This window comes from Pseudomonas sp. LBUM1657 (assembly GCF_059716075.1).
In genome coordinates this window covers 1,227,230-1,251,760 of sequence record NZ_CP166799.1, presented here as the reverse complement: position 1 = coordinate 1,251,760, position 24,531 = coordinate 1,227,230, and the positions used below count along the sequence as shown (strand labels likewise).

Here is a 24,531-nt window from a genome sequence, read left to right as displayed (position 1 = left end):
GAAACCATGATGCGCAAACATTTGATGATCCCTGCTCTGCTGGCTGCAAGCGTTGCACTGGCGGCTTGCTCCACCCCACCGAACGCGAACCTGGAACAGGCCCGCACCAACTACACCGGCCTGCAGGCCAACCCGCAAGCCAGCAAAGTCGCGGCGCTGGAAACCAAAGACGCCAGCGATTACCTGGACAAGGCCGATAAGGCCTACATGGACAAAGAGGACCAGAACACGGTCGATCAACTGGCTTACCTGACCAACCAGCGTGTTGAAGTGGCGAAGCAGACCATCGCCCTGCGCACCGCTGAAGCCAATTTGAAAAACGCTTCCGCGCAACGTGCCCAGGCGCGCCTGGATGCTCGCGACGCGCAGATCAAGCAGTTGCAGGACAGCCTGAACGCCAAGCAAACCGATCGCGGCACACTGGTCACGTTCGGTGATGTGCTGTTCGCCACCGACAGGGCTGACCTGAAATCCAGCGGTTTGGTGAACATCAACAAACTGGCTCAGTTCCTCCAGGAAAACCCGGATCGTAAAGCGATCGTCGAGGGTTACACCGACAGCACGGGCACAGCGAGCCACAACCAGTCGCTGTCCGAGCGTCGTGCCGGCTCCGTGCGCATGGCACTGGTGAAAATGGGCGTTGATCCAGCGCGCATCGTTGCCCAGGGTTATGGCAAGGAATATCCGGTAGCGGAGAACTCCAGCGTCTCGGGTCGTGCGATGAACCGTCGGGTGGAAGTGACCATTTCCAACGACAACCAGCCGGTGATTCCGCGTTCGGCGATCAGCTCGAACTAAACTGATCCTGCTGTCACTTAAAAGCCCCGCCTGATTACTCAGGTGGGGCTTTTTTATTGGGCGTGTCACTCAACTCCTGTGGGAGCGGTGTGTCAATCAATGGAGATGTTGAATGTCAGGCCGCTTTCGCGAGCAAGCCCGATCCCACAGTTGATCTCTGTTGCAGCCAGGATTGAGTTATTGCTCCAGCTTCTGCGGTGTTTCTTGACCGATGCAGCGCACGGCTTTTTTCTTGTTGTTCACCAACACTCCGGTCAGGCCTTTCTGTTCGGTGTCGAACATCACCAGTACGCCATCGATGCACTGGGCCACTTGCGGGGCCGGTTCCAGGGAGACTTTGTAGTCTTCACCCGGCACGGTCTTGAGCATGGTGAACTCGCTGAGCAGCAATGCATCTTCGGGTTTGGCAAAGTGCAGATAGCCGTACCACCACAGGGCGGCGACGGTGCCGAGGATGCTGCAAATACCGGTAATGATCAGCGGGATGGCGTTACGTTCTTCACTCATTGCGGACTCTCTGGTGGTTCATCTTCAGAATTTTTGGACGGCGGGTAATTGGGGATTTCACCCAGGCGGCGCAGACCATTGAAATGCTGCGGGTCGTCGAGATAGCGCAGCATGACTTTGCGCCAGACCGGGTCGGCGAAGGTTTGCACATGACCGCCACGGGTCAATTGCAGCACCCGCGGCGGCGGCGCAGCTTGATACAGACGGATGCCATTGGAAAGGGGCACGATCGGATCGTCGATGCTGTGGTAGATCAGTTTCGGCACGCCGTTCAACTGCGCCATGGAGTTGATCGCGCTGTCACCGTCCGGCACCAGCCACGATAGTGGCACCTGGAACGCCCAGAACAGCCATGAATTGCTCAACGCGAAGCGGCCGACACTGCGATAACTGGCGGGCACACCGTCGAGCACAAAAGCCTTGAGTTGTTTTTGCCGCTCCGGGTGTTGAACCAGGTAGTGAACGGCCATCGAACCGCCAAGGCTCTGGCCCAGCAGGATCAGCGGTTTACCCCTGACTTCGGGTGCCTGATCGAGCCATTTGAAGGCGGCATCGATGTCCTGATAGATCGCCGGCAAACTCGGCTCACCTTCGGACAGGCCATAGCCGCGATAGTCCACCAGCAGCACCTGATAACCCTCCTCCGGCAACCACCAACTTCCGCCCAGATGCATGGGCAGGTTGCCGCCGTTGCCGTGCAGATGCAGCACGGTGCCTTTGACCTCGACGCCTTTCTTGGCCGGCAGCCACCAGCCGTGCAGCTTGAGGCCGTCGGCGGTGGTCAGCGTCACGTCGCGGTATTCGAGTTTGGCTTTTTCCGGGGTGAACAGCTGGCCGGGCTCGGGGTAGAACAGCAGCGAGCTGCAACCGCTCAGCGTCAGGAGAAGGCACAAGATGCCGAGGATTCTCATCCGTTGAAACCTCGCGTTAATAAGGGGTGAAATACGGACCAAATGTGGGAGCGGGCTTGCTCGCGAAAGCGGTTTAACATTCAACATCTCTGCTGTCTGACACACCGCTTTCACGAGTAAGCCCGCTCCCACAGGGGATTCGCTGCTCACAAAATATTCGAGTAATCCGCTTCGATCCGGTCCAGGCTCAGGTGGTTGAGGAAGTTGGAGAAGCACATCCACGCCGACAGTGCGTTCATGTCGCGGAACTGTTCCGGCAGGTATTTCGGCGGCACCACCAGCCCTTCATCCACCAACTGGCGCAATGTCCGCATGTCTTCCAGTGTGGTCTTGCCGCAAAACAGCAGCGGTATCTGCTCAAGCTTGCCCTTACGCACGGCCAACTGAATGTAGTTGTAAACCATGATAAAGCCCTTGAGGTAGGACAAGTCTTTGGTAAACGGCAGACCGTTCGGCACCGAGCCACGGAAAACCCGACTGGCGTTGCCATAGCTTTCCGCCATTTCGAAGCCCTGTTCGCGGAAGAAATCGAAGATCTGCAGGAAGTCGGCGCCCTCCTCCACCATGTGAATGGCGCGGGTGCGGTTGGTCAGTTTGCGCAGACGGCTCGGGTAGGAGGCGAACGTGATGATTTCCATCAGGATCGCCAGGCCTTCCTGAGTCACCGTCGACGATGGCGGACCTTTGGAAAGGAAGGTGCAGATCGGCTGGTTCAGACCGTTGAGCGTGGTGCCGACATGCACCAGGCCTTCATGGACTTCCAGGGCGCGCACGTCACGGTCGTTGAACATCGCGTCAGCGCGGATCTTGATGTAGTCGGCACCAGCCGCCGCATCGGCGACGATCCCATCGGACTCGAACACCCGAATGGTTTCCTCGGCCTCGCCAAACACCTTGTTCAGCCGGTGTTGCAGCAGGCTGACGGCTTCCTTGGCGGTGAGAATTTTCGGCTCGTCCTTCAAATCGCCACGGCCATCAATGTTATTCAGGTAATCGGAAAGCATCAGGCCCAGGTCGGACAGGGTCGGGTCGCCAGCGTGGAACGCATCGGAGGCGGCACCGTACAACTCCTGGGAAATCAGGCCGAAATCCTCAGTGCCGCGCGCTTCAAGCATGCGCACCACCATGCGATATTCCTTGCACATGCGCCGCATGATCTGGCCGACCGGGTTGAACTGGCCGAGCTGACGGGTGATGTCGCGCTCGATGTTCTGGAATTCCAGTTTCACTTTGCTGGAGTCGAAGGCCAGCGGCCGGTTCAGGTAGTAATCGCGATCCACCGCCGGCATTTCCTTGCCCTTGGCCTTGAGGAAACCCTTGCGAATGCTGTCGTCCCATTTGACCGCATCGAGGACGCGAATCGGCGTCTGCGCCAGCACAATCCGATCGGACAATATGCGTATCGACTGCTGGTAATCGTCCACCCGAAACTCCTGTAGAAAAACCGTTACGTGCTGGGTTTATTTGGCTTTGGCCAGGCGCTGATAGCGCACTGCTTCGACGAATACATCGGAATTGGCCGGATCGTCGAGGTAGACGAACACCTGGTCCATGCTGTTGTTGATCAGCACGCCGTCGCCGTCGTCAGTCTGGAAACCTTCGCCACTCAGGACTTTTTGCCCCTGGGCCTGTTTGATCTGCTCGAGGTCAAGGTTGTAGACCACCAGTTCATGCTTATCGTTGAGTTCGAAACCGGCGATGATGAAATGCCCGCCGAATTGCGCCGGCACCTTCGCCGACAAGTACCAGCGACTGCCATGGCGCGACACCGTGAACGGATAGGCCTCGCGCTCCTTGGGCCTGGCCTTGAAGTAGCTGACCGCCTGATAGCGATTGTCACCGATGCGCTTGAGTTCAAGGTTCATCGGCTCGCCCCAGGCGTTGGTGCTGGTCCATTTGCCGAGCAACCCTTTTGGCGCAGGGTCGCTGGCGGGCAGCGGCTCCTTGAAGGTCACCAGACAGCCACTGAGCAGCAGGAACGACAAGGCGATCACAACGACACGCCAGGCTTTCATTCAACACTCCCTTTGGAACATGTGTCGATCTAATGTGGGAGCAGACTTGCTCGCGAAAGCGGGACAACATTCAACATTAATGTCGACTGACACACCGTCTTCGCGAGCAAGCCCGCTCCCACAGGGGTTGAGCGTCCAACCCCGAGGATTACACCGACGCCAATACCAGATGCATGTACCGCGTGAGGATGCCGAGCATTTCCTCTTCGGCGACAGGCTCGGCGTCGTTGAGCAGGCCCTGATATTCCATCCGTCCGATAATCGCCGTCAACACTTTGGCATCCTGTTGTGGCTCACGGGAACCCAATACCTGGAAAAACTGGCAAGTACCCTGTAGGAGAATTTGCTGATGCGAGCGTACCAGCTCGGCCAGACGCGGGTTCAACAGCGCCTCCTGACGGAACGCCTGCTCGGCCATCAAATGCTCGCGACGGGTCTGCAACTGACGGTGTACATAGTCGGACGTCAGCCGGGCAATGTCGTCGGCCAGTTGTGAACGAGACTCCGGACTGCCATCGCCATAGGCAACCATCTCGCGCAGCAAGCCTTCATTGCTGGCCCACAACTTGGCCATGAAGGCCGCACTGCGTTCCACGTATTGAGCGAAGGTATCGGTGAGCAGGTCATCGATGTCCTTGAAATAGTAAGTGGTGGCCGACAGTGGCACACCGGCCTCGGCGGCCACCGCTCGGTGACGCACGGCCCGCACGCCATCGCGCACGACAATGCGCATCGCGGCATCGAGAATGTCCTGTCGACGTTGCTCGCTGCCCTGTCGGCTGGCCTTACGGCCCTGGTACTGAACACTTTCAGCGACCGCAGTGGCGACGCCCGCTGCACCTTCTTGAGCCATTGCACGGTTCACGACAGGTATTCCTCTCTTACTTCAAAAGTAACCAATTGATACGTTTGTACCAGACAGGCAATAAAAAGCCGCCTGTTTTAGGCGGCTTTTTAATTGAAACACTTACGCTTGCGGCCGCATGTGCGGGAACAGGATCACGTCGCGGATCGACGGTGAGTTGGTCAACAGCATCACCAGACGGTCGATGCCGATCCCTTCACCCGCCGTTGGCGGCATGCCGTACTCCAGGGCGCGAACAAAGTCAGCGTCGTAGTGCATGGCTTCGTCGTCGCCGGCGTCCTTGTCGGCCACCTGCGCCATGAAGCGCTCGGCCTGGTCTTCCGCGTCGTTCAACTCGGAGTAGGCGTTGGCGATTTCACGGCCGCCGATGAACAGCTCGAAGCGGTCAGTGACGTTCGGGTTCTCGTCGTTGCGACGGGCCAGCGGCGACACTTCGAACGGGTACTGGGTGATGAAGTGCGGCTGCTCCAGCTTGTGCTCGACCAGTTCCTCGAAAATCATCACCTGCAGCTTGCCCAGACCTTCGAAGCCCAGCACCTTGGCGCCGGCCTTCTTGGCGATGGCCCGCGCCTTGTCGATGTCGGTCAGGTCGTCAGCGGTCAACTCAGGGTTGTACTTGAGGATCGAGTCGAACACCGACAGACGCACGAACGGCTCACCGAAGTGGAACACCTTGTCGCCGTACGGCACGTCGGTGCTGCCCAGAACCAGTTGAGCCAGTTCGCGGAACAGTTCTTCGGTCAGGTCCATGTTGTCTTCGTAGTCGGCGTAGGCCTGGTAGAACTCCAACATGGTGAATTCAGGGTTGTGACGGGTCGAAACGCCTTCGTTACGGAAGTTGCGGTTGATCTCGAAGACTTTCTCGAAACCGCCCACAACGAGGCGCTTGAGGTACAGCTCCGGCGCGATACGCAGGAACATTTCCATGTCCAGTGCGTTGTGGTGAGTCTCGAACGGCTTGGCCGCCGCACCACCCGGAATGGTTTGCAGCATCGGCGTTTCGACTTCCAGGAAGTCACGCTGCATCAGGAAGCTGCGAATGTGCGCAATCACTTGCGAACGCACGCGGAACGTCTGGCGCACGTCTTCGTTGACGATCAGGTCGACGTAACGCTGGCGATAGCGTTGCTCGGTATCGGACAGGCCGTGGTGCTTGTCCGGCAGCGGGCGCAGGGATTTGGTCAGCAGACGCACGCTGGTCATTTCGACGTACAGGTCGCCCTTGCCGGAACGGGCCAGGGTGCCTTCGGCGGCAATGATGTCGCCCAGGTCCCAGGTTTTCACCGCGGCCAGGGTTTCTTCGGACAGGGTTTTACGGTTGACGTAGACCTGAATGCGCCCGGACATGTCCTGGATCACCATGAACGAGCCACGGTTGAGCATGAGACGACCGGCAACCTTGACCGGGATTGCAGCCTCTGCCAGCTCTTCCTTGGTCTTGTCCGCGTACTGTTTCTGCAAGTCTTCGCAGTAAGCGTCGCGGCGGAAGTCGTTGGGGAAGGCCTGGCCCTTGGCGCGCTCGGCAGCCAGCTTTTCCTTGCGCAGGGCGATCAGGGAGTTTTCTTCCTGTTGCAGGGCTTGCGGGTCGAGTTCTAGGTCGCTCATGTCTTTAAAAATTCCATCACAGGTTCGTTGCCCCCGGCTGTCTGCCGGGGTTCGCGGGCAAGCCTCGCTCCTACAGGATCGCGGTGAGTCCGCAGATCCTGTAGCGCGTGCCTTAGAGCCCTTGTTTCAGGCTGGCTACCAGGTATTCGTCGATGTCGCCGTCCAGCACCTTGTCGCAGTCACTGCGTTCGATGTTAGTGCGCAAATCCTTGATTCGCGACGCATCGAGTACGTAGGAGCGAATCTGGTGACCCCAGCCGATGTCCGACTTGGTGTCTTCCAGGGCTTGGGAAGCGGCGTTGCGTTTCTGCACTTCCTGCTCGTACAAGCGCGCCCGCAACATTTTCATCGCGGTGTCTTTGTTGGCGTGCTGGGAACGTTCGTTCTGGCAGCTGACCACGGTGTTGGTCGGTACGTGCGTGATACGTACGGCCGAGTCGGTGGTGTTTACGTGCTGACCACCGGCGCCGGAGGAGCGGTAGGTGTCGATGCGCAGGTCCGACGGGTTGATGTCGATTTCGATGTTGTCATCGATTTCCGGCGATACGAACACGGCCGAGAACGAGGTGTGGCGACGGTTGCCGGAGTCGTACGGGCTCTTGCGCACCAAGCGGTGCACGCCGATTTCGGTACGCAGCCAGCCAAAGGCGTATTCGCCCTTGATGTGGACAGTGGCGCCCTTGATCCCGGCGACTTCACCGGCCGACAGTTCCATGATGGTCGCGTCAAAACCGCGTTTATCAGCCCAGCGCAGGTACATGCGCAGCAGGATGTTGGCCCAGTCTTGAGCCTCGGTACCGCCGGAGCCGGCCTGGATGTCCAGGTAGGCGTTGTTGGCGTCCATCTCACCGCTGAACATGCGACGGAATTCGAGTTTTTCCAGGGATTCGCGCAAACGCTCGACTTCGGTCGCGACGTCGTCGACGGCGGCCTGGTCTTCTTCTTCGGCGGACATCAGCAGCAGTTCTTTGGCATCGGCCAGGCCGGTGTGCATTTCGTCGAGCGTTTCGACGATCTGAGCCAGCAGCGACCGCTCGCGGCCCAGTTCCTGAGCGTACGACGGGTTGTTCCAGACATTCGGATCTTCAAGCTCGCGATTGACTTCAGTCAGACGCTCATGCTTTTGATCGTAGTCAAAGATACCCCCGAATAGTTTCGGAGCGCTCGGACAGGTCCTTGATACTGTTAAGGATCGGGTTGATTTCCATGGCGGGCAGCACTCGTTGGCGAACTTTTGAAAGCCGGCGAGTATAACGTAATCAGGCTGCCGCGGCAGCCCGCCTGGCGGCTTTAGCGGCGAATGGTTTTAGTCGCCAAGCCTGGAATCACGCTTGTAGCGGCTGCGCGTCACTCGATCCCCACCTGATTGCGCCCATTGTTCTTCGCCAGATACAGCCCCTTGTCCGCCGCCGAGATCAATTGCCGACAATCACTGCCCGCCTGCGGGATCATGGTCGACAGGCCGATGCTGATGGTCAGGCTCGAACCTTCGGCCGGGAAAATGTGCGGAATCTTCAGCGCGGCCACGGTCTGGCGCAGTTTTTCCGCCACCAGTCGGGCCCCGCCCGGCGAGGTGTTGGGCAAAACCAGCACGAACTCTTCACCGCCGTAACGGGCCGGCAGGTCCGACGGCCGGGCGCTGGCGTCCCGGATCGCTGTCGCGACTTTGCGCAGGGCTTCATCGCCTTCGAGGTGGCCGAAGCTGTCGTTGTAGGATTTGAAGTAGTCCACATCGATCATCAATAGCGACAGTTGGGTCTGGTCGCGCAGCGAGCGCCGCCATTCCAGCTCCAGGTATTCATCGAAATGCCGGCGGTTCGACAACCCGGTCAGGCCGTCGGAGTTCATCAAGCGTTGCAGCACCAGATTGGTGTCGAGCAACTGCTGCTGGCTGACCCGCAAGGCCCGATATGCCGCGTCACGCTGCAGCAACGTCATGTAGGAACGCGAGTGATAGCGGATGCGCGCCACCAGTTCGATGTTGTCCGGCAGCTTGACCAGGTAATCGTTGGCTCCGGCCGCAAACGCCGCGCTCTTGATCAGCGGGTCTTCCTTGGTCGACAGGACGATGATCGGAATATCCTTGGTCGCCGGGTGATTACGGTATTCGCGCACCAGGCTCAGGCCGTCGAGTCCGGGCATGACCAGGTCCTGCAGGATCACCGTTGGCTTGATGCGAATCGCCTGGGCGATGGCCTGGTGCGGGTCCGCGCAGAAGTGGAAGTCGATATTGTCTTCATTCGACAACCCGCGCCGCACGGCCTCGCCGATCATCGCCTGATCGTCCACCAACAACACCATGGCGGCGTTTTCGTCGGTCTTGAAGTCATCGAGCTGTAAATCATTCATGTGCGGTCACCTGAATACTGCCTTGGGCCAGGACTGCTGTTAAAAGTCATCATTTGGTGAAAATCTCCAGCAATCGTGGCGCTATCTTTTCCAACGGGCGAATTTCCACCGCTGCATCGATGGCCGCAGCCGCCTTCGGCATGCCGTACACCGCACTGCTGTGTTGGTCCTGAGCGATAGTCAGGTAGCCCTGTTGGCGCATGAGTTTAAGCCCCTGTGCACCATCGCGCCCCATGCCAGTGAGCAAAACACCCACCGCATCGCCGTTCCAATAACTGGCCACGCTCTCGAAAAACACATCGATCGAGGGCCGGTAGATCTCGTTGACCGGTTCGGCGGTGTAGGCCAGCGTGCCGTTTTTCAACAAGCGAATATGGTGATTGGTGCCGGCCAGCAACACCGTACCGCTTTGCGGCGGTTCGCCTTCCTGGGCCAGGCGCACGTGCAGGCCGCTGGCGCTGCTCAGCCATTCGGCCATACCGGCGGCGAACACCTGGTCCACATGCTGCACCAGCACGATGGCGGGCGAAAAATCCCGGGGAAGGCCTTTGAGCAAGACTTCCAGTGCCGCCGGCCCGCCAGCGGATGAACCAATGGCAATCAGGTGCTGGCGCGAGCCCGAATGGCGCAGCGGGCTCGGTGCCGATCGCACCTGATTGCCCTTGTCGCCGATCAGCCAACCGATGTTGAGGATCTTGCGCAGCAGCGGCGCCGCAGCCTCTTGGGCATTGCCGGCACCGAGGGCCGGCGTGTCGACTACATCCAGCGCACCATATCCCATGGCTTCGAACACCCGATGCACGTTCTGCTGTCGGTCGACGGTGACGATCACAATGGCGCACGGGGTTTCGGCCATGATCCGCCGGGTCGCCTCGACGCCATCCATTACCGGCATGATCAAGTCCATCAGGATCAGATCCGGGGTGTTTTCGGCGCAACGTTGCACGGCCTCGGCCCCGTTGCTGGCGACCCAGACCACCTCGTGCGCCGGCTCGAACGCCAGGGCGCGGCGCAGGGCCTCCACCGCCATGGGCATGTCGTTGACGATTGCGATTTTCATGCCCGCGCTCCCCCGATGAGCTCAACCACTGCATCGAGCAGGGCATCGTCATGAAAACTGGCTTTGGCTAGATAATAGTCGGCTCCGGCGTCCAGTCCACGACGACGGTCTTCTTCACGATCCTTGTAGGACACCACCATAACCGGAAGCGATTGCAGGCGATTGTCCCGGCGCAATAAAGACACCAGTTCGATGCCGTCCATGCGCGGCATATCAATGTCGGTGATCAGCAGATCGAAATCCTCCGAACGCAGGGCGTTCCAGCCATCCATGCCGTCCACCGCCACCGCGACGTCATAGCCGCGATTGAGCAGCAGTTTGCGTTGCAGTTCGCGCACGGTCAGGGAATCGTCGACCACCAGGATCCGTTTGCGAGCGGCTTCAACCACCTGGCTGCCCTGCCGTGCGATGCGTTCCAGGCGCCCGGTGTTCAGCAGTTTATCCACTGAACGCAGCATGTCTTCGACGTCGACGATCAGCACCACCGAACCATCGTCGAGCAATGCCCCGGCGGAAATGTCCTGCACCTTGCCCAGACGTTCGTCCAGCGGCAACACCACCAACGTCCGCTCGCCGATAAATCGCTCCACCGCCACGCCGTAGATCGCATCGCGCTCACGGATTACCACGACTTTGAGGGTTTGCTGACTGCTCTGGCTCGCCGGACGCTGCAATAGTTGACTGGCCGCGACCAGCCCGACGTGCCGGCCCTCGTACCAGAAGTGCTGGCGGCCTTCGACCTGAACGATGTCCGCTGGCTCCAGATCGCACATCCGCTCAATGTGGGCCAGCGGAAAGGCATAGGCTTCGTCGCCGACGGCCACCACCAGACTGCGCACCACCGACAGGGTCAACGGCACCTCGAGGTGGAAGCGACTGCCCTCGCCCGCCGTCTGCTCCAGCACCACCGCGCCACGCACCTGCCGAACCATGTGCTGAACCGCGTCAAGACCGACCCCGCGTCCAGAGACTTCGGTGACCTTGTCGCGCAGGCTGAAGCCGGGCAGGAACAAGAAGGTCAGCAATTCTTCTTCGCTCAACTGCGCAGCGGTTTCGGCTGGCGACAATTGCCGTTCGATGATGCTGCGGCGAACCTTCTCCAGATCGACGCCATTGCCGTCATCGCTCAGTTCCAGCACCAGCAAACCGGCCTGATGAGACGCACGCAAACGGATCAAGCCCTCAGCCGGTTTGCCGGCCAACAGCCGTAGTTCCGGGGATTCGATGCCGTGGTCGACGGCGTTGCGCAGCAGGTGCGTCAGCGGCGCTTCGAGTTTTTCCAGTACGTCGCGGTCAACCTGGGTTTTCTCGCCCTCGAGCTCCAGCCGCACCTGTTTGCCGAGGCTGCGGCCGAGGTCGCGGACCATGCGCTCCTGCCCGGTCAACACATCGGCAAACGGTCGCATGCGACAGGCCAGCGCCGTGTCGTACAACACTTGCGCCCGTTGACTGGCCTGCCAGGCGAATTCGTCCAGCTCGGCGTTTTTTTCCACCAACAGTTGCTGGGACTCGGCCAGAAGCCTGCGGGCATCGTCGAGGGCCTCCCGGGCTTCCAGACTCAGGGCCTGTTCCTTGAGATGGACGTTGAGGTTTTCCAGCGCCCGCAGGCTGTTGTTCTGCATGCGCTTGAGGCGCTGCATCGTGGCCAGGTGCGGTTTGAGCCGCAGGGTTTCCACCAGGGATTTGCTCGACAGGTCGAGCAGGCTGTTCAAGCGCTCGGCGGTGACCCGCAGCACCCGCTCACCGCTTTCGGTGGTGCGGCTGGTCTTTTTCGGTGACCCGGCCGGCGCCGCGGGAAGTGGCTCGACAATCGGGGTTGGCACTTCGACCATTGGCGCGGGCGCTTCGAGTTCAGGCTCGGACATAAACGGCGCGATTGGTGTGCTGATCGGCACGGCCAGGGCCAACGGATCCAGCAACCGCGTCATCAGCGCTACATACGCCTCGATATCCGCAGGCTCAGGATTGTTATCCGGCGTCGCAATGCGCATCAGCAGATCGGTGCCTTGCAGCAAGGCATCGATATGCTCGGGTCGCAGGTACACGCGCCCTTCCTGGGCACTGACCAGGCAATCTTCCATGACATGGGCGACGCTGACACCGGCATCCACGCCGACAATCCGCGCCGCACCCTTGAGCGAGTGCGCCGCGCGCATGCACGACTCGAGGTGATCGGCCTGGGTCGGGTCGCGCTCCAGCGCCAAAAGCCCCGCGCTCAGCACTTGGGTCTGGGCCTCGGCTTCCAGGCTGAACAGCTCCAGCAAAGAGGCGTCGCGCATTTGCTCGGGGGTCATGTGAGGCTCCGGGTCACGGCGGACAGCAGCTGTTCTTCATCCAGCCAACGCAGGCTGCGACCTTTGAATTGCAATATGCCACGGGTGTATTTGGCGCTGGCCTGGCTACCAGAGCGGGACGCCGCCTCAAGGATGCGTTCGTCGATGGCGTGAATCCCGTCCACTTCATCCACCGGCACCACCACTGGCCCGCCGTGGGCGGCGATGATCAGCATGCGCGGCATGACCCGCGCGCCGGTCGCTACGCTGCTGGTGCCGTCCAACCCCAGCAACTCGACCAAAGACAGGCACGCCACCAATGCACCGCGCACATTCGCCACGCCGAGCAAAGCCTGGGAGCGCTGGTGCGGCAGGGAATGAATCGCTTGCAGCGGTGCTACTTCCACCAGACTGCGGGTGGCCAGTCCCAGCCATTCCTCACCGAGACGGAACATCAGCAGCGAACGGGTTTTCACCTCGCTCTCCACCGCGACAGAGACTTGCCCTCGGTCTTCCTGTTGCAACGCGTAACGATCAAGCAAACGCGTAGCGGCCGCTGAATACACCGCGCAATTGCGGCAATGAATGTGCTCGATCAGCAACGGGCAGGACTTGTCGCCGTGGATACCGATACGGTTCCAGCAGTCGTCGATGGCCTGTGCATCTTCATGGGTCAGGCTAAAGGTGTCGGAGGCGTTCATCGTTTGCGCTCACTGTCAGCGGCACGGTCGCTGCGGGCGGCACGCTCCTGCAATCGTCTGGCACCCGCCGTGTCGCCCTGGGATTGCAGCAAGGCAGCCAGGTGCATCAGCGCGTCGGGATGTTGCGGTTCGAGGTACAACGCCTTGCGATAGAACCCCTGGGCTTCGAGGGCGCTGCCCGCAACATCGCTGAGCAGCCCCAACCAATAAAACACCTGGGCCACCGGCTCGTGACTGCGCAAATAGTTTTCGCACGCCGCCCGGGCCTCTGCGCTTTTGCCTTCGTTGGCCAGCGCGGCGATGTTTGCCAGCAACGTGGCAGCGTCCGGGTTGGCGGTTGTTTTCACGACAGGAAGCGGCGCTACCGTTGTGAAGGGACGGCTGCGAACGGCTGGCGGTGACACGCTGCGCACTGGTTGGCGCACCGGCAGCGGCGGCGGAACGAAGGTCGGAATCGGTTCAGGCGTACTTTGACGACTGAAGGCAAACGACTGCGGGATGCCAATTGAACGCATGCCGAAGCGCCCTAGCAGACTGCCCTCCGCCGGGCCGATAAACAGCACGCCGTCGACATGGGTCAGCCGCTTGAGCACTTCGAAGACTTGCTGTTGCGTCGGCAGGTCGAAGTAGATCAGCAGGTTGCGGCAAAACACGAAATCATAAGGCGCCTCATTGGCCAGCAACGCCGGATCCAGCAGATTGCCGACCTGCAAACGCACTTGTTCAAGCACTTGCCCACTGAGGCGATAGCCCTCGCTTTCGGCGGTGAAATGCCGCTCGCGAAACTCGATGTCCTGACCGCGAAAGGAGTTTTTGCCGTACACCGCGCGCCTGGCTTTTTCCACCGACAGCGGGCTGACGTCCATGCCTTCGACCTTGAACTGGTGCGGCTTGAAACCGGCGTCGAGCAGCGCCATGGCGATTGAATAGGGTTCTTCGCCGGTGGAACACGGCAGGCTGAGAATGCGCAGGGCGCGCATGTTGTTGATTTCAGTAAGACGCCGGGTGGCCAGTTTCGCCAGGGTGGCGAAGGATTCCGGATAACGGAAGAACCAGGTCTCGGGAACGATCACTGCTTCGATCAACGCCTGCTGCTCGTCCCGCGAGCCCTGCAACGTGTGCCAATACTCATCGGCCGTCGACGCCTTGGACGCCGTGCTGCGCTGGCGCACCGCGCGCTCGATGATCGCAGGTCCCACCGAGGTCACGTCGAGGCCGATGCGCTCCTTGAGGAAATCGAAAAACCGCTGATCGCTGCTCATGATGGCACCTCAAGCAGCGCCAGATTCATCGGCGGCGATGGAAACAACAGCGTACGAACCTGTTCGTCGAGCAAGTCGGCGACCCGCACCCATTGCAGCAGACCCTGAGCGTCCTCGCGCACCGGGCCGAGATACGGCGCCTGGCGATTGTCCAGGCCGTAAGGCTGAAAGTCCGCAGGATTACAACGCAAGGTATCGGTGGCCTGCTCCAGAATCAGCCCGAGCAACTGCGCCTCAGCGGTTTCATCCGCACGGTAATGAACCAGCACCAATCGCGTACTGGTGCGGGCCTGGGCCGGTTGGCCGAAGGTCAGCGCGCTGAGGTCGATCACCGGCACCACCACGCCGCGATAGGCGAACACCCCGGCGACCCAGTCCGGCGCGCGGGGAATCGGTTTCAACGGCAGACGCGGCAATACTTCCGCCACCTCGATAGCCTGCAAGGCATAGCGCTCGCTGCCGATGCGAAACACCAGAAACAACGCTTGCAACGCCGGCTTCACGGCGGTGCGTTTGGCCGTGAGTTCGCTCATCAGACTTTGAATCGCGAGACACCGCCACGCAGCCCCACGGCCACCTGGCTCAGTTCGTCAATGGCGAAACTGGCCTGACGCAGGGATTCGACGGTCTGGCTGCTGGCATCACCCAACTGCACCAGCGCGTGGTTGATCTGTTCGGCACCGGTGGCCTGGGCCTGCATGCCTTCGTTGACCATCAACACCCGCGGCGCCAGCGCCTGAACCTGATGGATGATCTGCGACAGCTGCTCGCCCACCTGCTGCACCTCGGACATGCCACGGCGCACTTCTTCGGAGAATTTGTCCATGCCCATGACCCCGGCCGACACCGCCGACTGGATCTCGCGCACCATCTGCTCGATGTCATACGTGGCGACGGCCGTCTGGTCCGCCAGACGCCGCACTTCGGTGGCGACCACGGCAAACCCGCGACCGTATTCACCGGCCTTTTCAGCCTCGATGGCCGCGTTGAGGGACAGCAGATTGGTCTGGTCGGCAACCTTGACGATGGTCACCACCACCTGGTTGATGTTGCCGGCCTTCTCATTGAGGATCGCCAGTTTCGCGTTGACCAGATCGGCCGCGCCCATCACCGAGTGCATGGTCTCTTCCATGCGCGCCAGGCCCTGCTGCCCAGAACCAGCCGCCACCGAGGCCTGATCGGCAGCGGTGGAGACTTCGGTCATGGTGCGCACCAGATCCCGGGAAGTGGCCGCGATTTCACGGGACGTCGCGCCGATTTCCGTGGTGGTCGCAGCGGTTTCAGTGGCGGTGGCCTGTTGCTGCTTGGACGTGGCGGCGATTTCGGTGACCGAGGTGGTGACCTGCACCGACGAGCGCTGGGCCTGGGACACCAGGGAGGTCAGCTCGGTCATCATGTCGTTGAAGCCGTTTTCCACGGCGCCGAATTCGTCCTTGCGGGCGAGATCCAGGCGACGGCTGAGGTCGCCGGTGCGCATGATTTCGAGAATTTCGACGATTCGGTTCATCGGCGCCATGATCGCGCGCATCAACAGCAGACCGCAGAGGCCGGCGGCCACTACCGCGACCAACAGGGAAATGCCCATGATGACTTTCGCGGTGATCACGGCGTCATCGATGGCCGCAATATCCTCGTCTGCCACCGCTTTGTTTTCGCGGATGATGTCATTGAGTTTCATGCGCCCCGCGGTCCAGGCCGGGGTCAATTGTTCATTGAACAACTTGATGGCTTCGACTTCCTGATTGCGCTGATGCAAGTCGAGTACAGCGGTCAGGACCTTGTCGTAATCCTCATGGAGTTTTTCGAAGGCAGCGTACTCGATCTTGTCTTCATCCGTGGTGACGGTGCCGAGATAGTTATTGACCTGCTCGTGCAGACGCGCATCGAAGGTTTTGAAATCGGCGGCATCTTCAGCGCTGATGCCCTGCCCTTCCCTGAAGCCAAGCATTTCCTGGGTCTGAAGGTAACTGTCGACCCAGGCCCCGCGAATCATCGAGCTGTAATACAACCCGGGAAGCGCGTCTTCACGAACGCTGGCTTCGCTGGTTTCGATCTTCAACAGCCGGGAGTAGGAGATGACGACCATCAGCAACATGATGGCGATTATTACCGCAAAGCTCGCCAAGATCCGTTGGCGCAACGTCCAGTTCTTCACAGTCAGTCCTCGGGGGGGCATTTCGAATGCTGCGGAGTATAGCCGAGGGTGCGATTGCATCTAGAAAGGGTTGCGCACTCGTTCTCGCATTAGGCAGAAATAGCGGGGATTGGCTCTGGGGTGGGGATTTGAGCTTTCTTGAGAGCATGCAGCGGTGCTGAAGACGCCTTCGCGAGCAAGCCCGCTCCCACATTTGATCTGCGTCGTACACAAATTCTGTGTTCGCAAGATTTACTGTGGGAGCGGGCTTGCTCGCGAAAGCGGTTTAAAGGCTTACACCGAAGCCTGACGCACCTGTTTTTCCAACTCGGCCTTCAACCCCGGCTCAAGCTTGAGCTGGCGCGCCAATTCATCGAGGTAGGACTTCTCCATGAAGTTCTCCTCGTCCACCAGCATCACGCTGGCGATGTACATTTCAGCGGCCATTTCCGGCGTGCTGGCGGCGCGGGCGACATCGGTCGGGTCCAGGGGTTTGTTGAGCTCGGCGTGGAGCCAGTGTTGCAGTTCCTGATCGTTGTCGAGTTTGGTGAATTCACCTTCGATCAGCTGACGTTCGCGCTCGTCGACATGACCATCAGCCTTGGCCGCCGCTACCAGCGCCTTGAGAATCGCCTGGCTGTGCTGTTCAACTTGCGCTGGCGGCAAGCGATCAACAGTTTGTGGTTCAGTCTTCGGCGCAGTGCCCTGCTGGGCCTGCCAATTGCCATAAGCCTTGTAGGCAATCACGCCCAACGCGGCGAGGCCGCCGTAGGTCAGGACCTTACCGCCGACATTGCGACCCTTTTTGCTGCCCAGCAACAGGCCCATCGCACCGGCTGCCAAAGCACCGCCACCCGCGCCCGAGAGCAGGCTGCCGAGGCCGCCCGAACCACCCGCGCCGCCGAGCAATCCGCCCAAGCCACCGCCAGACGCCTTGTTTTGAGCCCCGCCGGCCTTGTTCTGCAACATGTCCTGGCCGGATTTGAGTAACTGATCGAGCAATCCACGGGTGTTCATTTTTCACCTCCAAAAATGGGGTTAACCGGATCATTAAGGCCTCCAGCCTAGTGCGAAGTGCCGCGAGGCTGTCACCGAGTGTGCTTCCAGATGTTGCTCAGCGCTTGCGCGGCACCACAGGATCAGACTGGGCCATCGATTAAAACGATATAGACTCGAATAAATCGATAAAAACCGCCCACCGGGTAATTCCCATGATGACTTTGCGTCAAATCCGTCATTTCATTGCCGTGGCCGAGACCGGCTCGATCTCCGCCGCCGCGCAAACAGCATTCATTTCTCAATCGACACTGACACTGGCCATCCAGCAACTGGAGCAGGAAATCGGTGTCGGTCTATTCAACCGCCACGCCAAGGGTATGACCCTGACCCATCAGGGGCACCAATTCCTGCGCCAGGCGCACCTGATTCTGGCCACCGTGGACAACGCCAAACGCAGCCTGCAACAGAGCACCGATCAGGTGGCCGGGCAGTTGATCATCGGCGTGACCAGCCTGGTGGCCGGCTATTACCTCGCAGATTTGCTCACCCGTTTCCAGCGTGCCTACCCGAACGTCGAAATCCGAGTGATGGAAGACGAGCGCCCCTACATCGAGCATCTGTTGGTCAGCGGCGAAATCGATGTCGGCGTGCTGATCCTCTCCAACCTGGAAGACCGTCACGCCTTGCAGACCGAGGTGCTGACCCATTCGCCCCATCGCCTATGGCTGCCGGCTCAACACCCGTTGCTGGAGCACGACAGCATCAACCTTGCCGATGTGGCCCGTGAGCCGCTGATTCAACTGAACGTCGATGAAATGGACCGCAACGCCCAGCGCATGTGGTCGGCTGCATCCCTGCAACCGCGCATCACCTTAAAAACGGCCTCCACCGAAGCGGTGCGAAGCCTGGTGGCCGCAGGATTGGGCGTGTCGATTCAGCCAGACATGACGTATCGCCCGTGGTCCCTGGAGGGCGACATCATCGAGGCCCGGCCGATTGCCGACTTGAGCCAGACCCTCGACGTCGGCCTGGCCTGGCGCCGTGGCACTGCGCGGCCGGCGCTGGTCGACCCGTTCCTGACCGTCGCCCGCGAGCAACCCCACGGCGGGCGCAAGCCATCTATTTAATCGAATGCCACCTTCAGTATTTAGTATTTGTCGACCTCGGGTCCGCGCACTAGTCTTGCTCCATCTATAAGACGGCCGGCCCCAGTCACAGGGAGCACCATGGCCACACAAGAAAAGAGAACCCGAAAAATGGCTGGCGCGCAGACCCCGTTGTTCACCGCCCTGCTGATCGATGGTGAACTGGTCGCTGGCCAGGGCTTTGTCGAACCGATTCTCAACCCGGCCACCGGGGAAGTCCTGACGCACATCGCCGAAGCCAGCACCGAACAAGTCGAAGCCGCGATCCTCGCCGCCCACCGCGCATTTGCCAGTTGGTCACGGACCACACCGCAACAACGCTCAAACCTGCTGCTGGACATCGCCAACGCCATCGAAAAAAACGCCGACCTGCTCGCTCGTCTCGAATCCCTGAACTGCGGCAAGCCCTTGCACCTGGCGCGTCAGGACGACTTGAGCGCCACTGTCGATGTATTCCGTTTCTTCGCCGGCGCCGTGCGTTGCCAGACCGGCCAGCTCAGCGGCGAATACCTGCCGGGCTACACCAGCATGGTGCGCCGCGATCCGATTGGCGTGGTGGCGTCAATTGCGCCGTGGAACTACCCGATCATGATGGCCGCCTGGAAAATCGCCCCGGCCCTGGCCGCTGGCAACACGTTGGTGTTCAAGCCGTCGGAACACACGCCGCTGTCAATTCTGGCGCTGGCGCCAGCGCTGGCCGAGATCCTGCCGCGCGGGGTGATCAACATCATTTGCGGCGGCGGTGAAGGCGTCGGCAGCCATTTGGTCAGCCACCCGAAAGTGCGCATGGTGTCGTTGACCGGCGATATCGTCACCGGGCAGAAAATCCTTCAGGCCGCGGCGAAAACCCTTAAACGCACCCACCTCGAACTCGGCGGCAAGGCCCCGGTGATCGTCTGCAACGATGCGGACATTCAGGCCGTGGTCGAAGGCGTGCGCACTTACGGTTACTACAACGCCGGGCAGGACTGCACCGCTGCCTGCCGGATTTATGCACAGGCCGGGATTCACGACAGGTTGGTGGCAGAACTCGGCGCGGCGGTGAGCAGCCTGCGCTTTGCCGGCAAGCGTGACGCCGACAACGAAATCGGCCCGCTGATCAGCACCCGCCAGCGCGACCGCGTGGCCAGTTTTGTCGAGCGCGCACTCGGCCAACCGCACATCGAGCGTGTGACCGGCGCAGCGGTGCATTCCGGCGCCGGCTTCTATTACCAGCCGACGTTGCTGGCCGGTTGCAAGCAGAGCGATGAGATCGTCCAGCGTGAAGTGTTCGGGCCGGTGGTCACCGTGACCCGTTTCAACGAGCTCGAACAAGCGGTGGACTGGGCCAACGATTCGGAATACGGCCTTGCCTCTTCGGTCTGGACCCAAAACCTTGATAAGGCGATGCAGGTGGCGGCGCGGTTGCAGTACGGCTGCACCTGGATCAACAGCCATTTCATGCTGGTCAGCGAAATGCCCCACGGGGGGCTGAAACGCTCGGGCTACGGCAAAGACTTGTCCAGCGACTCGCTGCAGGACTACAGCGTGGTGCGGCACATCATGGCCCGCCACGGACAACATCTCTGACTAAGCTAATAACAAGCCGCTAACGGCATGCTTCACCACGTTCACAACTGCCCCGACCATAATTTAAAAAAGAGGGAAACCCCATGTTCGTGCACAAGACCGCACTGCTCAGTGCAATCACCACCGCACTGCTGGCCAGTGCCAGTATCCAGGCCGCCGAACCGCTGAAAGCTGTCGGTGCCGGTGAGGGTCAGCTGGATATCGTCGCCTGGCCTGGTTACATCGAACGTGGCGAGACCGACAAGGCCTACGACTGGGTCACCGGCTTCGAAAAGGAAACGGGCTGCAAGGTCAACGTCAAGACTGCCGCCACTTCCGATGAGATGGTCAGCCTGATGTCCAAGGGCGGTTACGACTTGGTGACCGCGTCCGGCGACGCCTCCCTGCGACTGATCGTCGGCAAGCGTGTGCAACCGATCAACACCGCGTTGATCCCGAACTGGAAGAACATTGACCCACGCCTGAAAGACGCGCCGTGGTACGTGGTCAACAACCAGACCTACGGCACCCCGTATCAGTGGGGCCCAAACGTGCTGATGTACAACACCAACGTATTCAAAACCGCGCCAACCAGTTGGGGCGTGCTGTTCGATGCGCAGAACCTGCCGGATGGCAAGCCGAACAAAGGTCGCGTGCAGGCCTATGACGGCCCGATCTACATTGCCGACGCGGCGCTGTACCTGAAAACGACCAAGCCTGAACTCGGGATCAAAGATCCGTATCAACTCAACGAAGCCCAGTACAAGGCTGTGCTCGATCTATTACGCGCCCAGCAGCCCTTGATCCACCGCTACTGGCACGACACCACCGTGCAGATGAGTGACTTCAAAAACGAAGGCGTGGTTGCGTCCGGAGCTTGGCCGTATCAGGTCAACGGCTTGATGAACGAGAAGCAGCCGATCGCTTCGACCATCCCGAAAGAAGGCGCCACCGGTTGGGCCGACACCACCATGCTGCACGCCGAAGCCAAGCACCCCAACTGTGCCTACAAGTGGATGGATTGGTCGTTGCAACCGAAAGTCCAAGGTGACCTGGCGGCATGGTTCGGTTCGCTGCCGGCGGTTCCTGCAGGGTGCAAGGAAAGCGAATTGCTGGGTGCCGAGGGCTGCAAAACCAACGGTTTCGACCAGTTCGAGAAGATCGCCTTCTGGAAAACCCCGCAGGCCGAAGGCGGCAAGTTCGTGCCGTACAGCCGCTGGACTCAGGACTACATCGCGATTATGGGCGGTCGCTAGTCTGTGAAGTAGCGCAGATCCCTTGTGGGAGCCGGGCTTGCCCGCGATAGCGGTGTGTTAGTTGGCAGAGAGGGTGTCTGACATTCCGCTATCGCAGGCAAGCCAGCTCCCACATTGGGCCATCTTTGTTGCCGCTGCCGAGTTCGACTTTACAGATAACCGATACCCCGCTTTTTCAGAAGTCCAGGCAGGGCCGCTGCGACGGCCCTCGCTTTTTCGGAGCACCGCACCATGACGCTTGCAGTCCAGTTCACCAACGTTTCCCGTCAGTTCGGCGAGGTAAAGGCCGTTGACCGGGTTTCCATCGACATACAGGACGGCGAGTTCTTCTCCATGCTGGGCCCTTCCGGCTCGGGCAAAACCACCTGTCTGCGCCTGATCGCCGGTTTTGAACAACCGAGTGCAGGCTCAATCCGGATTCATGGCCAGGAAGCCGCCGGGGTGCCGCCGTATCAGCGTGACGTAAACACCGTATTCCAGGATTACGCACTGTTCCCGCACATGAACGTACTCGACAACGTCGCGTACGGCTTGAAGGTCAAAGGCGTCGGCAAGGCCGAACGCCAGAAGCGCGCCGAAGAAGCTCTCGATATGGTTGCCCTTGGCGGCTACGGCGAACGCAAGCCGGTGCAACTCTCCGGCGGTCAGCGCCAGCGTGTGGCCCTGGCCCGCGCGCTGGTCAATCGCCCTCGCGTGCTGCTGCTCGACGAACCCCTGGGCGCTCTGGATTTGAAGCTGCGCGAGCAAATGCAGAGCGAGCTGAAGAAGCTGCAACGCCAACTCGACATCACCTTCATCTTCGTCACCCACGACCAGACCGAAGCCTTGTCGATGTCCGACCGCGTGGCCGTGTTCAACAAGGGTCGCATCGAACAGGTCGACACACCACGCAACCTCTACATGAAACCGGCGACCACGTTCGTCGCTGAATTCGTCGGCACTTCCAACGTGATCCGCGGTGACCTGGCGAAGCAGTTGAGCGGCAATCCACAGCCGTTTTCAATTCGCCCCGAACACGTTCGTTTCGCTGAAGGTCCACTGGCCAGTCACGAGATCGAAGTCAGCGGTTTGCTGCACGACATCCAGTACCAGGGCAGCGCCACCCGCTACGAACTCAAACTGGAAAACGGCCAGATCCTGAACATCAGCCAGGCCAATGTCCAGTGGCTGGACGTCAGCGCCCGGCACCAGACCGGGCAGCGCATCAGCGCGCGCTGGGCACGGGAAGCAATGATTCCACTGCACGACAACGTTGTCGGTGGGGTGTGAAATGACCACCGTGGCTATCCCTCAAACCCCGGCCAGCGGCTCGCCGTTGCGCAGGTTTTCCAACCTGTTGTATCGCCGGCCGAACCTGTACCTGTCGATGCTGCTGGTGCCGCCGCTGCTGTGGTTCGGCGCGATTTACCTCGGCTCGCTGCTGGTTTTGCTGTGGCAAGGCTTCTACACCTTCGATGACTTCACCATGGCGGTCACGCCCGACCTGACCCTGGCGAACTTCGCAGCGCTGTTCCAGCCATCGAACTTCGACATCATCCTGCGCACCCTGAGCATGGCGATTTTCGTGTCGATCGCCAGCGCCATCGTCGCGTTCCCGATCGCCTACTACATGGCGCGCTACACCAGCGGCAAGACCAAGGCGTTTTTCTACATCGCGGTGATGATGCCGATGTGGGCCAGTTACATCGTCAAGGCCTACGCCTGGACGTTGCTGCTGGCCAAGGGTGGCGTGGCGCAGTGGTTCGTTCAGCACCTGGGGCTGGAGCCGGTGTTGCAGTTTGTGCTGGGCATTCCGGGCGTCGGTGGCAGCACCTTGTCGACCTCGAACCTGGGGCGCTTCATGGTGTTCGTCTACATCTGGCTGCCGTTCATGATCCTGCCGATTCAGGCTTCTTTGGAACGCTTGCCGCCATCCTTGCTGCAAGCCTCTGCCGACCTTGGCGCCAAGCCGCGCCAGACCTTCATGCAGGTGATTCTGCCGCTGTCGATTCCGGGGATTGCCGCCGGATCGATCTTCACGTTTTCGCTGACCCTCGGTGACTTCATCGTCCCGCAACTGGTGGGCCCGCCGGGGTACTTCGTCGGCAGCATGGTGTATGCCCAGCAAGGCGCGATCGGCAACATGCCGATGGCGGCAGCCTTCACGCTGGTGCCGATCGTGCTGATTGCCATCTACCTGTCCATCGTCAAACGACTGGGGGCCTTCGATGCGCTCTAAATCAGAAAAGCAGGGAGAGCAAGCTTCACTGGGTCTGCGCATCGCAGCCTGGGGCGGGTTGGTATTTTTGCACTTCCCGATCCTGATCATCTTCCTGTACGCCTTCAACACCGAAGACGCAGCGTTCAGCTTCCCGCCCAAGGGCTTCACCCTGAAGTGGATCGGCGTGGCGTTCTCGCGGCCGGACGTGCTGGAGTCGATCAAACTATCGTTGCAGATCGCTTCCATCGCCACCTTGATTGCCATGGTGTTGGGTACGCTCGCTTCGGCGGCGTTGTACCGGCGGGATTTCTTCGGCAAGCAAGGCATCTCGCTGATGCTGATCCTGCCGATCGCGTTGCCGGGGATCATCACCGGCATCGCGCTGCTGGCGACCTTCAAGACGCTGGGGATCGAGCCGGGGATGTTCACCATCATCGTCGGCCACGCGACCTTCTGTGTGGTGATCGTCTACAACAACGTCATCGCCCGTCTGCGCCGCACCTCGCACAGTTTGATCGAAGCGTCGATGGACCTCGGCGCCGACGGTTGGCAGACCTTCCGCTACATCATCCTGCCCAACCTTGGCTCAGCGTTGCTGGCCGGCGGCATGCTGGCGTTTGCGCTGTCGTTCGACGAAATCATCGTTACCACCTTCACCGCCGGCCATGAACGCACCTTGCCGCTGTGGCTGCTCAACCAGCTCAGCCGCCCACGGGACGTGCCGGTGACCAACGTCGTCGCGATGCTGGTGATGATCGTGACCATGCTGCCGATCCTTGGCGCCTATTACCTGACCCGTGGCGGTGAAAGTGTTGCGGGGAGTGGTGGGAAGTAACGGACAACTCATTACCACTGCAGAAACCGAATCAATGTGGGAGCGGCGGTGCGACGATTCGACTTGCT

At 60.4% G+C, this 24,531-nt stretch carries 22 protein-coding genes; 7 read left to right on the top strand and 15 right to left on the bottom strand.

Annotation, left to right across the window (positions count from 1 at the left end):
• The first annotated feature begins 9 nt into the window (after positions 1-9).
• Complete coding sequence (gene lptF, locus ACA055_RS05590) at positions 10-798, top strand: lipotoxin F family OmpA-related lipoprotein LptF (protein WP_497684363.1); 789 nt, start codon at positions 10-12, stop codon at positions 796-798.
• Between the two features lie 177 nt (positions 799-975).
• Here lptF and ACA055_RS05585 read toward each other — a convergent pair whose 3' ends face one another.
• The 15 genes from ACA055_RS05585 to ACA055_RS05515 all read right to left on the bottom strand — a co-directional run bounded on the left by ACA055_RS05585 (position 976) and on the right by ACA055_RS05515 (position 17,497).
• Positions 976-1,305, bottom strand: coding sequence for a PA3694 family proteiin (locus ACA055_RS05585; RefSeq protein ID WP_497682728.1), 330 nt, complete (start codon positions 1,303-1,305; stop codon positions 976-978).
• Positions 1,302-2,216 (bottom strand): alpha/beta hydrolase, encoded by a 915-nt coding sequence (locus ACA055_RS05580; protein ID WP_497682727.1) that lies wholly within the window; start codon positions 2,214-2,216, stop codon positions 1,302-1,304. Before ACA055_RS05580 ends, ACA055_RS05585 begins: the two co-directional genes overlap by 4 nt.
• A 146-nt stretch (positions 2,217-2,362) precedes the next feature.
• Positions 2,363-3,640, bottom strand: coding sequence for a flavohemoglobin expression-modulating QEGLA motif protein (locus ACA055_RS05575; protein WP_497682726.1), 1,278 nt, complete (start codon positions 3,638-3,640; stop codon positions 2,363-2,365).
• A 36-nt stretch (positions 3,641-3,676) separates the two neighbouring features.
• Complete coding sequence (locus ACA055_RS05570; protein WP_497682725.1) at positions 3,677-4,231, bottom strand: hypothetical protein; 555 nt, start codon at positions 4,229-4,231, stop codon at positions 3,677-3,679.
• Positions 4,232-4,379: 148 nt separating this feature from the next.
• The gene (locus ACA055_RS05565) at positions 4,380-5,096 is read right to left on the bottom strand and encodes a TetR/AcrR family transcriptional regulator (RefSeq protein WP_497682724.1); all 717 of its coding nucleotides are present in this window, start codon (positions 5,094-5,096) and stop codon (positions 4,380-4,382) included.
• Between the two features lie 102 nt (positions 5,097-5,198).
• Positions 5,199-6,701, bottom strand: a complete 1,503-nt coding sequence (gene lysS / locus ACA055_RS05560) for a lysine--tRNA ligase (RefSeq protein ID WP_497682723.1) — start codon at positions 6,699-6,701, stop codon at positions 5,199-5,201.
• Between the two features lie 112 nt (positions 6,702-6,813).
• Positions 6,814-7,909, bottom strand: a protein-coding gene (prfB, locus tag ACA055_RS05555) for a peptide chain release factor 2 (protein ID WP_401360828.1) whose coding sequence is annotated in 2 segments (ribosomal slippage) — positions 6,814-7,836 and positions 7,838-7,909 — 1,095 coding nt in all. Because the reading frame shifts where the segments join, the coding sequence is not laid out codon by codon here.
• Between the two features lie 139 nt (positions 7,910-8,048).
• Positions 8,049-9,050 (bottom strand): diguanylate cyclase domain-containing protein, encoded by a 1,002-nt coding sequence (locus ACA055_RS05550; protein ID WP_497682722.1) that lies wholly within the window; start codon positions 9,048-9,050, stop codon positions 8,049-8,051.
• A gap of 49 nt (positions 9,051-9,099) precedes the next feature.
• Positions 9,100-10,110, bottom strand: a complete 1,011-nt coding sequence (locus ACA055_RS05545) for a chemotaxis response regulator protein-glutamate methylesterase (RefSeq protein WP_497682721.1) — start codon at positions 10,108-10,110, stop codon at positions 9,100-9,102.
• Positions 10,107-12,404, bottom strand: a complete 2,298-nt coding sequence (locus tag ACA055_RS05540) for a hybrid sensor histidine kinase/response regulator (RefSeq protein ID WP_497682720.1) — start codon at positions 12,402-12,404, stop codon at positions 10,107-10,109. The genes ACA055_RS05545 and ACA055_RS05540 overlap by 4 nt, the downstream gene beginning before the upstream one ends.
• Entirely contained in the window at positions 12,401-13,084 is a 684-nt protein-coding gene (locus ACA055_RS05535) for a chemotaxis protein CheW (RefSeq protein ID WP_497682719.1), read from the bottom strand. Before ACA055_RS05535 ends, ACA055_RS05540 begins: the two co-directional genes overlap by 4 nt.
• Entirely contained in the window at positions 13,081-14,346 is a 1,266-nt protein-coding gene (locus ACA055_RS05530) for a CheR family methyltransferase (protein ID WP_497682718.1), read from the bottom strand. The genes ACA055_RS05535 and ACA055_RS05530 overlap by 4 nt, the downstream gene beginning before the upstream one ends.
• On the bottom strand, positions 14,343-14,879 hold the full coding sequence (locus ACA055_RS05525; protein ID WP_497682717.1) for a chemotaxis protein CheW: 537 nt from the start codon (positions 14,877-14,879) through the stop codon (positions 14,343-14,345). Before ACA055_RS05525 ends, ACA055_RS05530 begins: the two co-directional genes overlap by 4 nt.
• On the bottom strand, positions 14,879-16,501 hold the full coding sequence (locus ACA055_RS05520) for a methyl-accepting chemotaxis protein (RefSeq protein WP_497682716.1): 1,623 nt from the start codon (positions 16,499-16,501) through the stop codon (positions 14,879-14,881). The genes ACA055_RS05525 and ACA055_RS05520 overlap by 1 nt, the downstream gene beginning before the upstream one ends.
• Before the next feature lie 273 nt (positions 16,502-16,774).
• Positions 16,775-17,497: a tellurite resistance TerB family protein gene (locus tag ACA055_RS05515; protein WP_497682715.1), complete on the bottom strand. Its 723-nt coding sequence runs from the start codon at positions 17,495-17,497 to the stop codon at positions 16,775-16,777.
• Between the two features lie 194 nt (positions 17,498-17,691).
• Here ACA055_RS05515 and ACA055_RS05510 point away from each other — a divergent pair, with 194 nt between their 5' ends.
• The 6 genes from ACA055_RS05510 to ACA055_RS05485 all read left to right on the top strand — a co-directional run bounded on the left by ACA055_RS05510 (position 17,692) and on the right by ACA055_RS05485 (position 24,463).
• On the top strand, positions 17,692-18,606 hold the full coding sequence (locus ACA055_RS05510) for a LysR family transcriptional regulator (protein WP_192228470.1): 915 nt from the start codon (positions 17,692-17,694) through the stop codon (positions 18,604-18,606).
• 129 nt (positions 18,607-18,735) lie between these two features.
• Positions 18,736-20,193, top strand: coding sequence for a gamma-aminobutyraldehyde dehydrogenase (locus tag ACA055_RS05505; RefSeq protein WP_497684362.1), 1,458 nt, complete (start codon positions 18,736-18,738; stop codon positions 20,191-20,193).
• Between the two features lie 83 nt (positions 20,194-20,276).
• Positions 20,277-21,428, top strand: coding sequence for a putative ABC transporter substrate-binding protein YdcS (gene ydcS / locus ACA055_RS05500; RefSeq protein WP_497682714.1), 1,152 nt, complete (start codon positions 20,277-20,279; stop codon positions 21,426-21,428).
• A 231-nt stretch (positions 21,429-21,659) separates the two neighbouring features.
• Positions 21,660-22,697 carry an ABC transporter ATP-binding protein gene (locus ACA055_RS05495; RefSeq protein ID WP_497682713.1) on the top strand — a complete coding sequence of 346 codons (1,038 nt, stop codon included), beginning with the start codon at positions 21,660-21,662 and terminating at the stop codon, positions 22,695-22,697.
• 1 nt (position 22,698) lies between these two features.
• Complete coding sequence (locus ACA055_RS05490) at positions 22,699-23,646, top strand: ABC transporter permease (RefSeq protein WP_497682712.1); 948 nt, start codon at positions 22,699-22,701, stop codon at positions 23,644-23,646.
• Positions 23,636-24,463: an ABC transporter permease gene (locus tag ACA055_RS05485; RefSeq protein ID WP_497682711.1), complete on the top strand. Its 828-nt coding sequence runs from the start codon at positions 23,636-23,638 to the stop codon at positions 24,461-24,463. The genes ACA055_RS05490 and ACA055_RS05485 overlap by 11 nt, the downstream gene beginning before the upstream one ends.
• Positions 24,464-24,531 lie beyond the last annotated feature (68 nt).

Coding starts and splice junctions, on each gene's coding strand:
- lptF (WP_497684363.1), top strand. CDS start 10: ATGCGCAAACATTTGATGATCCCTGCTCTGCTGGCTGCAAGCGTTGCA.
- ACA055_RS05585 (WP_497682728.1), bottom strand. CDS start 1,305: ATGAGTGAAGAACGTAACGCCATCCCGCTGATCATTACCGGTATTTGC.
- ACA055_RS05580 (WP_497682727.1), bottom strand. CDS start 2,216: ATGAGAATCCTCGGCATCTTGTGCCTTCTCCTGACGCTGAGCGGTTGC.
- ACA055_RS05570 (WP_497682725.1), bottom strand. CDS start 4,231: ATGAAAGCCTGGCGTGTCGTTGTGATCGCCTTGTCGTTCCTGCTGCTC.
- lysS (WP_497682723.1), bottom strand. CDS start 6,701: ATGAGCGACCTAGAACTCGACCCGCAAGCCCTGCAACAGGAAGAAAAC.
- ACA055_RS05550 (WP_497682722.1), bottom strand. CDS start 9,050: ATGAATGATTTACAGCTCGATGACTTCAAGACCGACGAAAACGCCGCC.
- ACA055_RS05545 (WP_497682721.1), bottom strand. CDS start 10,110: ATGAAAATCGCAATCGTCAACGACATGCCCATGGCGGTGGAGGCCCTG.
- ACA055_RS05540 (WP_497682720.1), bottom strand. CDS start 12,404: ATGACCCCCGAGCAAATGCGCGACGCCTCTTTGCTGGAGCTGTTCAGC.
- ACA055_RS05535 (WP_497682719.1), bottom strand. CDS start 13,084: ATGAACGCCTCCGACACCTTTAGCCTGACCCATGAAGATGCACAGGCC.
- ACA055_RS05530 (WP_497682718.1), bottom strand. CDS start 14,346: ATGAGCAGCGATCAGCGGTTTTTCGATTTCCTCAAGGAGCGCATCGGC.
- ACA055_RS05525 (WP_497682717.1), bottom strand. CDS start 14,879: ATGAGCGAACTCACGGCCAAACGCACCGCCGTGAAGCCGGCGTTGCAA.
- ACA055_RS05515 (WP_497682715.1), bottom strand. CDS start 17,497: ATGAACACCCGTGGATTGCTCGATCAGTTACTCAAATCCGGCCAGGAC.
- ACA055_RS05510 (WP_192228470.1), top strand. CDS start 17,692: ATGATGACTTTGCGTCAAATCCGTCATTTCATTGCCGTGGCCGAGACC.
- ACA055_RS05505 (WP_497684362.1), top strand. CDS start 18,736: ATGGCTGGCGCGCAGACCCCGTTGTTCACCGCCCTGCTGATCGATGGT.
- ydcS (WP_497682714.1), top strand. CDS start 20,277: ATGTTCGTGCACAAGACCGCACTGCTCAGTGCAATCACCACCGCACTG.
- ACA055_RS05495 (WP_497682713.1), top strand. CDS start 21,660: ATGACGCTTGCAGTCCAGTTCACCAACGTTTCCCGTCAGTTCGGCGAG.
- ACA055_RS05490 (WP_497682712.1), top strand. CDS start 22,699: ATGACCACCGTGGCTATCCCTCAAACCCCGGCCAGCGGCTCGCCGTTG.
- ACA055_RS05485 (WP_497682711.1), top strand. CDS start 23,636: ATGCGCTCTAAATCAGAAAAGCAGGGAGAGCAAGCTTCACTGGGTCTG.